Genomic DNA, 14,079 nt, shown 5'->3' with positions numbered 1-14,079 from the left:
CACTATGCAAATGTGGGGGGCGTGGTAGATTTCGCAGCCTGCCGCTTCTATTTGCCATCACATCATCCGCCCGAGTTGCCAATGCCCGTGACCAGCCCCCCATTCAGCCCGTCAGACCTAGCCACGATGAAGGAGCGCGTGCCCGAAGTAGCCGAGCTGCTGCGCTTCATAGCCACTCCTTCGCGCCTGTTGCTGCTGTGCCAGCTTGCGCAAGGTGAAATGACGGTGGGTGGACTGGAAGAGGCCACCGGCATTCGACAGCCGGCGCTTTCCCAGCAACTAGCCGAACTCCGTCAACGAAAGCTGGTAGCGACCCGACGGGAATCGCGGTCGATTATTTACCGCATGACAGACTCGCGAGTCGCAGCACTGCTGGGCGCGATGCATGGAATCTTCTGTGTGGACGAGGCTTCACCTTGAAGCGGCGTGACGCATCCCAAGCAGGAGTGGGCTGATCGCATCGCCAGGGAGGAGCTTGGGCCATTGGTGGACGGTGAACTCCTTAAGGCGCTGCCAAGCGCGTTCCATACCTGCCAAGCGCGTTCCAAACGGACAATACGCCCAAGCCGTCCAGGCCTGCCAGTGCTCAAGAATTCTCCCGCGACCATCGCCGGCACTGCTCATACACATCCCCATCCCACCAGGCATGAAACTCCTTAGGCCGCGTAATGCGGTCCATCAGGGCGCGTGTCTTGGCCTTGTCGCCGGCCTGGCAAGCGAAATAGGCAAAGTTCTGCAGGTTCCAGTCAGACGGATACCGGGCCAGCACATCATCAATTTCCTGGCTCATCAACGGCCAATCCACCTGTTTTTCAGCGAACGGGCTGCTGTAATAGCTGCCCGCGGTGGACCAGTAGATGCGCGCATAGAGGGCAGGGCGGTCATCCTGAGGTATCAGGTGATCGAACGTTGTCGCGATGAGTTTCCGATTCGGCTGATGTGCCGTTGCCTGAAGGTTTCGGCCAGCGGCTATTACGAGTGGAGCAAGCGTCCTGCCAGCGCCCGGCAGCTCGACAATGAGCGCCTGGTACTACGAATGCGTGAGCTTCACGAGGACAGCCGGGGTACGCTGGGAGCTGGCCGCATGCGCGAAGACCTGGCTGAGGAGGGCGAGACTGCCAGCCTGAACCGGGTAGCACGCCTGATGGCGGCCGACTGCCTGCAGGGTTGGCCTCGGCGCAAACGCCGGGGGCAGCGTGGCAGTCCGGCCGTGATGCCACCGGGCGTGGTCAACCTGCTCGAACGCGATTTGGTCGCGCTGGAGCCGGAGACCAAGTGGGTGACCGATATCACCGAGATCAAGACCCAGCAGGGCAAGTTGTATCTGTGCATCGTGCTGGATCTTTATGACCAGCGCGTTGTGGGATGGTCAATGCACGATCGACAGGACCGTCAGATGGTGATCCGGGCTGTGCAGATGGCGGTGTGGCAGCGGCAAGGAAGTCATGCGGTGACCCTGCATTCGGACCGTGGTAGTCAGTTTCGCAGCGGTGACTATCAGGGGTATCTCGCCGCCAACAGCCTGATCTGGTCAATGAGCGCGGTGGGGCATTGCGGTGACAACGCGGCCTGCGAAGGCTTTTTCGGGCTGCTCAAGCGTGAGCGGATCTATCGAACGAGCTACCGCACACTCGATGCGGCACGAGCGGATGTGTTTGACTACATCGAGCGACGCCACAACCCGAGGATGCGCAGAAGGGTCGCCAGGCAGGATCAGAAGATTGCAGCTCTTTTAGAACCGTCCGTGATATCGGGGTAGAACCCCCTGGACGCCGGCGCCGTTAGAGATTGCACGCGCCCGCCCCTGGGAGGACCTTGTCGCCCGCGAGCTGGGCGATCCATGAAGTGCCCCCTATGGCGGGAACTGGTGGATAGGTCGGTTCCGGACAAGAGAACTGCCCAAACTAGGAAGCTGCTTCCATTGATGTTGTTCCGCCTCGTCGACAAAAGTCCTAGTGCTTGACGATTAGGGTGCGTTATCCCCAGTGCGGAAGACGCCTTGACGAGCGCATCTGCGTTGTCCCCGCGGGGCGGCTCCCAGTTCTTCCTGCGGTTGTATAGGCTTCCCCTGCAGACGAGCTTCGAGCGGCCTTCGCCATGGGGTAGTTGGCAAAGATCTGAGCAAATTGCTAATCAGCGGTGGTCCGTCTAGCAGAGTGCGGCTCTCCACGTCGGCCTACCTCGAGAGTCACTGGGATTGATCTTATTTCAGTGGTGGGAGCACGTCGTGCGACGCGCACGGTGGCGGCGGCGTACGCAAAAAGCCGTAGCGGCGTGGACCGCCGTGGTGCAGCCCTAGGCGCACCGCCTTCCCTCTCCCAGCAAGCCGATAAGAGTTCGGGCGTCCGGTGGCAGGAGGGCGGCTTCACGGTACCAGCCCGAGTTCCACTCAGGCGTTGGTCTCTGACCTAGGGCCCATATAGATCGTCCGGATCGATGCCGGCGCCCCAAAGCAGGCGGTCGCGCCGGACCTGCTCAGCCCATTTTTCACGTAGTTCGGGGACCTGGACGTCTGCTGCGGCACCACAGTCTGGACAAGTCAGTACGATCATGTCGGGAGCTTGGCTTAGCCCCTGTGCTTTCGACAGGCGGGCGACGTAGTCACAGGCCGAGCACTTGCAGAAGATTGCTTCGATTTCATCGAAGCTTCCATTCAGACGAAATGTCGAACGGATCCTGAGGATCTGGAAGGGGCTTTGGGGAGACATGTGTCTAGCCAAGTAGGGGCTGGACACGGGCACGAAGGATTTCGTGTCGGAGAAGAGCCAAGAGCCGGCAGTCTCTCACAGGAGCGTGAACGCTTCATAAAAAGTGAATCCGCCGCTTGGCGACTGTAACCTTCCCCATCTACAGCGGAGAGATCGAGATGAGTTTCCAGCATCCCTCGGCAATCTCTTCTGCTCCAGGATCTCCTCGAAGGCTGGGCCGACGTTCCAAGCGCTCCCTAAGGTCCAGTAGCCAAGCCAGGCGGGTGCCGTGTGGGTTCCTGATATAGATGTCGCAGGCTAGCCGGACAATCGGTGCGACCTCATGGCGGAAATTTACCGCAGGGAGCGTTCCGGCATTGAAGGCCAGTTCCCAGTGGCTTAGCTCTCTGCTGACGTCTACGTAGTCTTTGTCTCTAGGGCTTTCCATGGCAGTTCTCCTATAAGAGCTTGGACTCTACTCGCTCGGTTGCTGGCCTGTTTGCGCCGTCGTTCATAAACGGGCTGCTGCTACACGCTTCCCCAACAGGCAAAAGAGGACTGTGGTTGTGCAGCACTGGGCTGTAATGGAGTAACAAATGAACAACGTCAACCAAAGTCACGGCACTCGCTCCACCGAAGGTAGCGACGCAGAGCGAACCGCTCACAAGGCACAGGGCCAAGAAAACGGCGAAAAGCTCGGCGGGGGGGCAGATGGAAAGGATGAGAAGGATCCCCAGAAGCAGAAGCAGCAGAGCGGCCAAGAGGGCGGTCGGCAGGGCGGTGGCAAGGATGAACAGGGCGAGCAGCGGAATGCTCCCCGCTAAGCCATGACGAGAAGCCGCGCGCCGCGCGGCTTTCTTTTGACCACGCGGACGCAGAAATTATGGCCTTGCACGAGGAAACGGTGAGCCTGATGGCCAAGATCATGTACCAGTCCAGGCCGTCAAGAACGACGACGATGGGGGCGTGCCGAACTTGTCGTTGCCCCAGTCCAGGCGGAATGGAGTGCGCGCGTTGTCTCACTGATGAGCTAGGGAGAGTTATTGAGAATCATGGGGCCGCAATTCGTTGGCTTGATTCCTTCCTGAAAGTGCAGCAGGACGAGGCCCAGGTACTCCTGTGCGCCTCTCGCGCCATGCGCAGGACATCTGGCTGAGCAATTGAGATGGGTTAGGTACTCACATGCCTTTTTTTATCAGCATCTACGATAGAAATGGAACCGGTCTTCGGCTTCCCGCGGGTTGGTGGATTGACTTGTCGGGCTCTCCCCCGGCGTTGGTCCGGCGATCGACCCGGATCGATTTGCCGATGACGTTCGTAGATGAGCATCCGCGGCTCGAGCCGGTTGTTCTGGAGGACCTCTGTCGCCGCATCGAGGGTGCACAATGGCTGATATAGATAGGTACGACCCAAGGATCGTGCGTTGGCTTAGTTTTCGCTTGAAGAACGGTCAGTCCATAGGTCCAGAAAAACTTAAAGCGATCTGGTCAGACGCGTCTGAGACCAACAATTGCATTGTGCGCAGGGAGCATGACCCGGACGGTCACGTGGTCTATGCGCTTTACGGGTCGCGTGGGCTTCAGCTGCCACGGCGCGCCGAAATTAGGCTGCGGAGAATGCTGGAAGATGCAGGCTACGCGTTCACCATGGGAGCGATAGCCGTCCGGCATCCAGTTGAAGGCTAGTCCTGCCTTCGACCCTAAGTCGACGTGAGATTAGAGATCGTTATCAGAGGTAGGGTGGATGTCCGCTCCTGGCCGATAGGGGACATCGGGGGAAAGGAGATCAGGGCTCGCTATCAGTGATGGATACAAAGCGTCTATGACGGAGTTTTGCTGATCATCCAGGGTAGTAACAGTGACTACTCTCCTCACGTCCTCGGTGGCAACCTGTCGTCACGCTGGTGCCAGTTGGGCAGCTGCGGCGCGTGGCGTTTGAGCATGGCCTGGATGGCCGCGTGCGCTTGACCTCTCTCAGTGTGCTCGCATTGGTCCAGAATCTCCCCAGCCAGCAATTCAAACTGCGGCCAGAACTGTGCCGGATGCCGCACCTGCGCCAACCAGTGCACCAGCATCTCGCCCAGCGCATCAAGCTGCACCTGGATTTCGGGGCGAACGTTCATCCCGTGGCCGGCCCCAGATCAAGCGCGACACGGTAGTGATGGCCGTCATCCCGAAGCAGGACGGTAAGGTCCGGCTGCAGCATGCCATCCACATGCAGCGTAGGCTGGCCGTGCGCAGTGCGGGTCACCACGAATTCGTAGAAGCTGCGGCCGAAGCGGTAGCTCAGTTCGAATGATGGCCAGTGATCGGGCAGGCAGGGCGCGAGCGAGAGGCGATTGCCCTCACGACGTATGCCGAGCAGGGATTCGACCAGCAGGCGATACATCCAACCGGCCGAACCGGTGTACCACGTCCAGCCGCCGCGCCCGACGTGTGGAGATACGGCGTATACGTCCGCCGCCAACACATAGGGCTCGACGCGGTAGGTCTGCACCGCCTCCGGATCCAGCGCGTGGTTGAGCGGGTTGATCATGCCGGCCAGCTCCCAGGCACGCACCGTGTCTCCCTGCTGTGCGAATGCCATGGCCGCCCACACGGCGGCGTGGGTGTACTGGCCGCCATTCTCGCGCACGCCAGGCACGTAGCCACGAATGTAGCCGGGGTCTTCCGTGGTCTGGTCGAAGGGCGGATCAAGCAGCTGGATCAGCTTGGCGTCCTTTCGCACCAGATGCGTGTACAGCGAATCCAGCGCTTGCGTGGCACGCTCAGGTGCAGCAACGCCTGACAGCACCGACCAGCTCTGTGAAATCGAGTCGATGCGGCACTCCTGGTTCTGTGACGAGCCCAACGGGGTGCCGTTGTCGAACCAGGCGCGGCGATACCATTGCCCATCCCAGGCATGCTGTTCGAGATTCTGGCGCAGGCTTTCGGCCTGTTTTTTGCACCATTGCGCCCGGGGCGCATCGCCACGCGCGTTGGCCACCCCGATGAAGCGGTGGAGCGTGTCATGCAGGAAGAAGCCGAGCCACACACTTTCACCGCGCTGCTGGTCTCCGACGCGGTTCATGCCATCGTTCCAATCACCGCTCCCCATCAACGGCAGGCCGCGCTCGCCAAGCAGCCGGCAACCGCGTTCAAGCGCCAGGACGCAGTGCGCATACAGGGTGTCGCGCTGCGTCGAAGGTGTAGGCGTGTCGTAGTAGCCTTCCTCTTCAGCGGTCACTGCACGCCCCTCGATGAAGCCGACCACGTCCTCCAGCACGCTCGCGTCGCCGGTGACCTCCAGGTAACGGCACGCGCCATGGGGTAGCCACAGATAATCGTCGGAGCAGCGGGTGCGCACGCCCCGACCTTGCGGCGGATGCCACCAGTGCATCACGTCGCCTTCGGTGAACTGGTGTGCAGCGCACAGCAGCAGGTGTTCGCGGGTCAGCTCCGGGCGAGTGTGCACGAGGGCGAGCGCGTCCTGCAGTTGGTCGCGGAAGCCGAACGCTCCGCCTGACTGATAGTAGCCACTGCGCGCCAGGTAGCGGCACCCCAGTGTCTGGTAGATCAGCCAGCCATTGGCCAGTGCGTCCAACGCCGGGTCCGGCGTACGCACCTGCACCGTGGCCAGCACATTGCGCCAGTGGATGCGCACCGCGTCCAGCGCGTCGATGGCCTCCTGGGCGCCCTGGCGGCTTCGTGCCAGCGCCAGCGCTTCCTCGCGGTCGCGGCCGGCGCCAAGGCGGAACGTGGTTTCACTGCGGTCGCCCGGCGGCAGCTCCAGTGGCACCTGGATCGCCGCACAGGGATCCAGGCCTGCGCCCATCCGTCCATCCAGCCGTTCGCGCCGCAGCGCCGCCGGTGCATGCAGGCTGCCGTTGCGGCCGATGAACTCCAGGCGATCACAGGTCCAGCCACAGCCGTCGGCATCGGTGTCGAAGAAGGCCATACGGCCGCCGAAGTCGGTGCTGTAGGCATTCCGCGCCAGCAGCGCCCCGGTCTGTGGATCGCGCTCGGTGACCACGTGCATGCGCGACTTCGCGCGCAGGTCACCCATCACCCATTCGACGTAGCCGATGGCCGACAGCCGCCGTGTCCTGCCCGACAGGTTGTGCAAGCGCAGGACCGAGAACTTCAATGGCGCGGCGACGTCGACAAACACCCACAGTTCACTGGCGATGCCGTCCTCCACATGCTCGTAGACGGTGTAGCCGAATCCATGGCGCGTACGGTATGCCCCGGTGCCCCTGCGCGGCAGCGGCATTGGCGACCAGACGTGACCGGTTTCCTCATCGCGCAGGTAAAACGCCTCGCCGCCCGTGTCCGAGACCGGGTCGTTGAGCCAGGGCGTCAAGCGGAATTCGTGCGCATTCTCGAACCACGTGTAGCCCGGCGCACTTTCGCTGACGACCGTGCCCAGGCGGGCGTTGGCGATCACGTTGGCCCATGGCGCCGGCGTCGGCGCGCCTTCGCGCACCACCACGACGTACTCGCGACCGTCCTCGCTGAAACTGCCGGTGCCGTTGTCGAACTGGCCGACGCCACGGTAGGGAAGGAACGGCCACGGATCATCCATCTCCTCGTCGTGCTCGGCGCCCGGGGGCAAGCCGGCGTCGGGGCCCGCGTCGGTGACGATGGGGAGCCCCGGAGCCGCCTCCGGCGACACTGCCAGTTCCTGCTGTACCGCCTGCGGCACCAGGGGCGGGATCCGTCGCTGAGGCAACGGTTGGCGGCCGACCTGCGCAGCGAGGGTGCCGTCCTCGTCGCTGATCACCGCCCGTGCCACCGCCTGCAACAGGACTCGGTCCTCGTGGGTCATGTTCTGCACCGGCCGTACGAAGATGCCGCCGGGGCGGTCCAGCAGGCCCGTTTCCGAACTCGCGGCCACCATCCCCAGAATCTGGTCCTGCAGTTCCTGCCGATAGCCGGCCTTGCTGTCGTTCCAGATGACCAGATCGGTATTGAGCCCCTTCTGGCGCCAATAGGCGTGCGCCTGCACCAGCTGTCTGACCAGTTCCACGTTGTCCGCATCGGTGACCTTGAGCAGCACGATGGGCAGGTCACCCGAGATGGCATGGCTCCACAGCCCGGATTGTCCGCGCTGGTTCTGCAGCAGGACCCCGGCACCCGCGCGCAGCAGTGGCCCGGCATACAGCACGTGGGCGGCCAAGCGCTCGTACAGCGCCGCCTCGGCCTGGCTGGCGTTGATCTGCCGGCGCACCACCTGGCTGTGTGTCCATGCCAGGTCGAAGACGCGGTCGGCCAGGCGGCGGTCACGGTATTTGTCTACCAGTACCTCGCAACCGGGGCGGTCGGCGCCGACGCCATACACCATGTCCAGCTGCACCGTCTGCTCTGGCCCAAGCACCACGCGGACGCGGATGGCCACGATCGGATCGAGCACTGAGCCGTCGGTGCCGGACAGATCGGCATCGGTGGTCAACGCCTGCGGCGCCCGTGGCGTGTTGCCACGGCCCAGGAAGCGCGCACGGTCGGTTTCGTAGGAGATCGAGACGACTGCTGCGTCATGCACCGCTACCAGATGGAACATCCATGGCGGCACCTCGTGGTGCGAACGAGGACGGCGGGTGCACAACACGGCCTGCTTGGCCGCCAGGATCTCGCTCTGCACGAAGAGATTGCTGAAGGCCGGATGCGCAACGTCGGCCGCGGCGGGTGCCAGTACCACTTCGGCATAGGTGGTGACCTCCACGGTGCGCGGGCGACGGCTGCGATTTGTCAGGCGCAGGCGCCTGAGCTCGATGTCGTCTTCGGCGGAGATGGCAACCTGCAGGTGGCTCTCGCAGCCGCGGCGCGTACCACGGAATTCCGCCTTGGCGTCCGAGAAGATCGCCTCGTAATGGTCTACCGCCACGCAGGTGGGTTGGTACGCAGCAGACCAGAACTCGCCGCTGTCCACATCACGCAGATAGCAGAACGACCCCCAGGCGTCGGTGGTGCCATCCTCACGCCAGCGGGTGAGCGACAGGTCGCCATGGCGGCTGTAGCCACCGCCGGCGTGGGTCAGCATGCCGTGATAGCGGCCGTTGGACAGCAGCTGTACTTCCGGGCGGGGCCCGCCCGGATCCTGCAGCACACGCAGCGACGTCTCGTCCTCGGCCATGGCCGAGTGCTCGCCCAGCGCCTCCACCTCGTGCGGGTGGAATACGCCGATGCGCGGAATGCGCTCCTGCAGCAACAGCAGGGTGGCCTGGAACTCGACATCGGCAAGGAACCGGCGCTGCATTGGCTGATCGCGCAGCAGGTAGTCCAGCGACAGCAGACCCATGCCCTGGTGGTGGGCCATGAACGAACGCAACAGTACGTGATCCTGCCCGGGCGGCACTCGCGCGGGCGTGTAGTCGATGGCCTCGTACATGCCAAAGCGCCCGGTAAAGCCCAATTCCGCCAGCTCCTGCAGGTTCTGGCAGGCTGCTTCCGGCGCCACCATCAGTGCCATCATGCTCGCATAGGGTGCGATGACCCGATCCTGGCCGAGGCCACGCTTGAGCCCCAGCCCCGGCACACCAAACGCCCGGTACTGGTAGTTCAGGCGGGCGTCGACGGCGTTGTAGCCGGACTCGGACACCCCCCATGGCAGGTTCAGGGTACGACCGTAGACGATCTGCGCCTCGACCGCGTGCCGCGTGGTCTGGTCCAGCAGCGTGTCCGGATAGCTGGGCATCACCAGCTGGGGCATGAGGTACTCGAACATCGAGCCACTCCATGATAACAGCGTCGGCGTACCGTTGACCTCGGTGAGCATCCGCCCAAGCGCGAACCAGCTTTCCTGCGCCAGCTGGCCCTGGGCGATGGCGACGAAGGCGCACAGCCGCGCTTCGGAGGCCAGCAGGTCGTAGAAGCTGTTGTCGAGGCGATGGTCGTCGACGTTGTAGCCGATCGAGAGCAGGTTGCGGGTGCGGTAGAACAGGAACCCGTATTCCATCAGCGAGAACTGCCCGGCGCGGTGCGCAAGGCCCTGCAGCTCCTCAATGCGCGCGCGCGCGTCCGCACCCGCTGTACCGGGCAGGGCGGCCAGCTGGCGGAGGCTTGGCACCGGGGCCTCGTCGTCCATCGTGGCATCGGCAGGGAGGTCAGCGAGTGCCGCCTGGGCGGCGTGGCATTCGGCAGCGAACAGGCCCGGCCAATGCAGTTCGCCTTCCCCGGGCGACGGTGGCGCGGGCCACTGCGCCAGCAATAGGTCGGCCAGGTCCGCCAACTCCTGCAAGCGGGCAAGAGTCTCCGCCGTTCCGGCAGGGCGGTCGATACACGTTGAGGCCAGACGCTGGCGAAGGTGATTGAGCGCCTCGACCAGTGGTGCATCGTTGGGGCGACAACGCTGCCGTTCCTCTTCCAGTACACCGAGCGTATCGGCCAAACCATCGAACGTGTGCGGCGCCAGTACCGGCGCATCCACCAGCGCGAGCAGGCCCTGGCGCAGCGTCAGCAGGTGGCCGGCCAGGTTGCCGCTGTCCACGGTGGAGACATAGCGCGGCGGCAGCGGCGCCAGGGTTCCGGTGTCGTACCAGTTGAGGAAGTGACCGCGATGGCGCGGCAGCTTGTCCAGCGTATCGAAGGTGAGGGCCGTACGTTCAGCAACCGCGCCCATCTGCAGGTAGCCGAAATCCCAGGCCGACAGATTGGCCAGAAGGGACAGGCCGATGTTGGTTGGCGAGGTGCGGCGTGCCACCACCAGCGACGGATGCTCCTGGATGTTGTCCGGTGGCAACCAATGATCCTGCTCACGCACCCAGGCCTGGAAGAAAGACCAGGTGCGCCGCGCCAGCCGGCCCAGAAACGCCCGCTGCGTAACGGACAGCTCCGCCACGATGGCCGCAGGGGGACGGCCCAACCAAGCCATCAACGCCGGCGCAAAGGTCCATGCCAACAGCAAGGGCAGGGCGGCCGGCAATGCCTGCGGGCGCACGCTGGCCACTGCCGCCAACAGAGCCAGTGACAGCAGTGAGGCCGGCGCCATCACCCTCCATTCCGCGCCGCGGTCACTACCGAGACGGCGCTCGACTTCGCTGGAGGGGTTCCACTGCAGCAGGTGACGGCGCGTGACGGCCATGCGCCAGAGTGTGCGCAGCACCGCATCACTGGCCAGCAACGCTTCGAAGGGCAGACATGCGACCTGGGTCGACGCGCGCAGCAACGACTGCAGCGTACCGCGCCCGACCTTGATGTAATGCGCCTCCAGCGGTGTGTCGTCCGGAACGTTCAGTGCATCGCGCAGCATTCCTACCAGCGGCGGGGCGAACCACAGGGCCAGCACCCACGCCGTCCAGGCAGCAGGGTTTCCGGCATACAACCAGCCCAACACCAGCAAGGCCAGGGCAGCGATCGGCACCAGGCTGCGGCGCAGGTTGTCCAGCAACTTGCCGCGGGACAGCAGGCTGAGCCGGTTGCGCTCCCAGCCCGGGCCCGGGCGCGGTGTCCACGGCATCAACCAGGGCAACAGCTGCCAGTCACCGCGGATCCAGCGCGCACGGCGCTTGGCGTCGGCGGCGTAACGTTCGGGGTAGTCCTCGTACAGGCGCACGTCACTGACCAGACCTGCGCGCGCATAGCAGCCTTCCAGCAGGTCGTGGCTGAGGATGCGGTTCTCGGGCAGGCGGCCCTCGAGCGCTAGTTCGAAGGCGTCGACGTCATAGATGCCCTTACCCACGAACGAGCCTTCGTCGAACAGGTCCTGGTAGACGTCGGAGACCATGCGCGTGTATGGATCGATGCCAGGCTCGCTGCCGAACATCCGGGCAAAACGCGAGGTTCGGCGCCGGCCCAGGCTGGTGCCTACGCTGGGCTGCAGGATGCCGTACCCCTCCACCACGCGTTGCAGCGTCGGGTCGAAGCGCGGGCGGTTGAGTGGGTGCGCCAAGGTGGCGACAAACGCGCGTGCCGCATCCCGCGGAAGTTGCGTGTCCGAATCCAACGTGATGACGTAACGGACACCGATCAACGCCGCCGCGTCGCCGACGATGCGCATGAACGCGGCGGCGTCGCCCTGACGGAGCAGGGCATTGAGCGCTGCCAGCTTGCCGCGCTTGCGCTCGTGTCCCATCCACACGCCTTCACCAGGATTCCATTGCCTGGGGCGGTGCAGCAGGTAGAAGCGATCACCGCGCTCTGGCGCGTAGCGCCTGTTCAGCTCTTCGATCCGCGCCACGGCGTGCGCAAGCAGGGCGTCGTCCATCGGCACCGTGGCTGCCGCTGCGTCGAGAAAGTCCGTCAGCAGCAGGAAGCGCAGCTGGGGATCCCGGTTGGCCAGGAAGCGGACCTCCAGCGCTTCCACCAGCACGTCGATTCCGTCCATGCTGGACAGCATCGAGGGGACCGCGACCACGGTGGCGCAGGCGGCAGGAATGCCCTCGCTGAAATCCAGCTTGGGCAGCGGCCTGGGTGCAACCAGCACCGTCGCTGCCCAGTTCACCAGCACGATGCCCAGTTCACTGAACACCAGCAGCGCGAGCAGCGCGGCCAGACAGATGTGTACAGAACCACCGCCGGTTGCCAGCAGGGCAGCGGTGGCCAGAACTGCCAGCAGGGCGATCGGCAGCAGGTACAGCGCAAGCGGCACGCGATGTGCCAGTTGCCGTGCCCTGCGGTGGCGCGGTGCTGCCTCCGCTACCGCTTCAACGGTGGCGTTGCGGCCTTCGCCAACCAGCCAGTAGCCCACGTGCGTGCGCGGCCCATCCGGCGGCGTAGCCGCCCGTGCCAGATCCAGTGCGATGCTGGCAACGCGCTCCTCTGCCATTCGGCTACCGCGGGCGATCTTCTCCACCACGTGGCGATAGCTGTCGCGGGTGGCGAAATCCATTTGCGCGTACACGGCCATCGGGTCTTCCCGCAGGCGCTGCTCCACCACACTCATCTCTTCAACAAACGTGCGCCAATCCATGGTGGACAGAAAGCGCAGGCTGCCGATGCTGTTGCCGATGGATACCTGATCGGCCGCCTGCTGCTGCCCCTCGGCGGCGACCAGCTCGTCCACGCGCTGCCCGGCCGCTGCAGCCCATTGTTCCAACCATGCGACAGGCATGGCCCACGCACCGCCGCGCCCCTGCAGCGAGCGCGTCAGCTCGGCGATGAATGCGCCGGTCAACGGCGGCGCGGACCGTGCCATGTCGGCAACCACGAGGACCACTTCGGTGGGGGTCTCGGAGGCGGCTTGATTCAGGTTGTCAGCCCATTTCGAAGCCAGGCGTCGCTCGGTTCCATCGCGCATCACCCGCGCAGCCATGCGCCGCAGATTCTCCAGCAGAGCCAGGCGCAGCATGATGGGAACTGCCCACAGTTCGCCCAAGCTCAGTGGCGCGAGAGACTGGTATGAGGCAATGAACCGGCCCAGCGTGTCTGCGTCAATGCGCCCATCACCATGCGCAATGGCCTGCATCGACAGTTCGTATACCCGCGGCAATCCAGCCGAGGGGCCTGAGGCAAGTGAAGGCAGCTGCCGGCTGTAGCCGCGCGGCAGGTGCCGGCGCGCGGTCTGGATCTGTTCCTCGATCAGGTAGTAGTTGTCGAGCAGCCATTCCCCCGCCGGGGTTACCGGCCGCTGTTCGCGCACCACGCTGCTGAGTAGCGTGTTGGCGTCTAACAGCACGCGCTCATTGGCTTGCAGACGACCGAGCAAGCGCTCCGGGCCGGGGTGCATCCGTACGCGATGCTGGCGTGCAAGCGCGCGGCCGTACACCTCCATCTGTTCAACGCTGTACAGCGCGGCGCGCAGTGGGCCTTCGGTGGGCTCGATGGCCGGCGCCGAGGCCTGGTGCTCACGCCATCGCCAGCGCAAGCGACGGCGCAGGCGCAGCCAGCTACCAAATAGACGACGAAGGTGGGGCATGGGCTACCAGGGGAGGGGCGCGTCCTGCATAGTTGCATCGGATGTGCATCGCTGGCTGTGAAGGCCAGTCGCCGGCTGGAATCACCTGTGCTGTTTACGGTTACGAGCCTGCTGTTCTTCAAAGGCGCGCAGATATCAGACGGGCCAGGAAGCTGATTAACTTCTCTAAAGCAGTTGATCTCTCAGGAAGGACGCATGGGGGCAGCCGGCCTACTTAAGGTGGGAGCCACCATACCTCGGCACAGTGACGATTCGCTTGGGCGGCTAGACCCAAGTGTCCGCTTCTGGCCGGAAGCGGACATTGGCGGGGCAGGGGATTAGGAAGATTTATCGGGGGTAGGGAAAGGCGCCATCCGATCCGAAGCCAAAGCCCTAGATCAGGCAACCGGAGGCATAGCGGTCCTCTTTCACGTACATCAGTCAAGTTTGATCGTCGTACCGAATGCCTTCAGGACAGACTGGTCGATCAGCTACACCTTCAGATCTCAGAGCTAACGGAGCAGCGGGATCTTGGGCTTCGGAGAGCCGATCGCGCTGAGGCAGCAAGACAACATCTTGATGC

5 protein-coding genes and 1 pseudogene are annotated in these 14,079 nt (G+C 64.0%); 3 read left to right on the top strand and 3 right to left on the bottom strand.

From position 1 onward, the window contains the following. Positions 1–126 precede the first annotated feature (126 nt). A complete protein-coding gene (locus C1933_RS09845; RefSeq protein WP_108753096.1) occupies positions 127–420 on the top strand; it encodes a metalloregulator ArsR/SmtB family transcription factor in 294 nt (97 codons plus the stop codon). A 166-nt stretch (positions 421–586) separates the two neighbouring features. Here C1933_RS09845 and C1933_RS20225 read toward each other — a convergent pair whose 3' ends face one another. Further along, complete coding sequence (locus C1933_RS20225; protein WP_164272972.1) at positions 587–790, bottom strand: hypothetical protein; 204 nt, start codon at positions 788–790, stop codon at positions 587–589. 78 nt (positions 791–868) lie between these two features. On the opposite strand from C1933_RS20225, the pseudogene C1933_RS09840 reads away from it, so the two are divergent. Both C1933_RS09840 and C1933_RS09830 read left to right on the top strand, forming a co-directional pair. Next, a pseudogene (locus tag C1933_RS09840) lies at positions 869–1,759 on the top strand (IS3 family transposase); the annotation flags it as partial. Between the two features lie 1,524 nt (positions 1,760–3,283). After that, positions 3,284–3,511 carry a hypothetical protein gene (locus C1933_RS09830; RefSeq protein WP_108753094.1) on the top strand — a complete coding sequence of 76 codons (228 nt, stop codon included), beginning with the start codon at positions 3,284–3,286 and terminating at the stop codon, positions 3,509–3,511. A gap of 1,046 nt (positions 3,512–4,557) precedes the next feature. Here the strand turns inward: C1933_RS09830 and C1933_RS09810 are convergent. Then, entirely contained in the window at positions 4,558–4,809 is a 252-nt protein-coding gene (locus tag C1933_RS09810) for a hypothetical protein (RefSeq protein ID WP_108753090.1), read from the bottom strand. Then, on the bottom strand, positions 4,806–13,517 hold the full coding sequence (locus tag C1933_RS09805; RefSeq protein WP_108753089.1) for a glycoside hydrolase family 94 protein: 8,712 nt from the start codon (positions 13,515–13,517) through the stop codon (positions 4,806–4,808). Before C1933_RS09805 ends, C1933_RS09810 begins: the two co-directional genes overlap by 4 nt. Between the last annotated feature and the right edge of the window lie 562 nt (positions 13,518–14,079).

The sequence above is a fragment of the Stenotrophomonas sp. ZAC14D2_NAIMI4_6 genome (assembly GCF_003086875.1).
Taxonomy (GTDB): domain Bacteria; phylum Pseudomonadota; class Gammaproteobacteria; order Xanthomonadales; family Xanthomonadaceae; genus Stenotrophomonas.
The sequence above is the reverse complement of the archived record's forward strand: the minus strand, read 5'-3'. Positions and strand labels throughout refer to the sequence as shown.

Coding starts and splice junctions, on each gene's coding strand:
- C1933_RS09845 (WP_108753096.1), top strand. CDS start 127: ATGAAGGAGCGCGTGCCCGAAGTAGCCGAGCTGCTGCGCTTCATAGCC.
- C1933_RS20225 (WP_164272972.1), bottom strand. CDS start 790: ATGAGCCAGGAAATTGATGATGTGCTGGCCCGGTATCCGTCTGACTGG.
- C1933_RS09830 (WP_108753094.1), top strand. CDS start 3,284: ATGAACAACGTCAACCAAAGTCACGGCACTCGCTCCACCGAAGGTAGC.
- C1933_RS09810 (WP_108753090.1), bottom strand. CDS start 4,809: ATGAACGTTCGCCCCGAAATCCAGGTGCAGCTTGATGCGCTGGGCGAG.
- C1933_RS09805 (WP_108753089.1), bottom strand. CDS start 13,517: ATGCCCCACCTTCGTCGTCTATTTGGTAGCTGGCTGCGCCTGCGCCGT.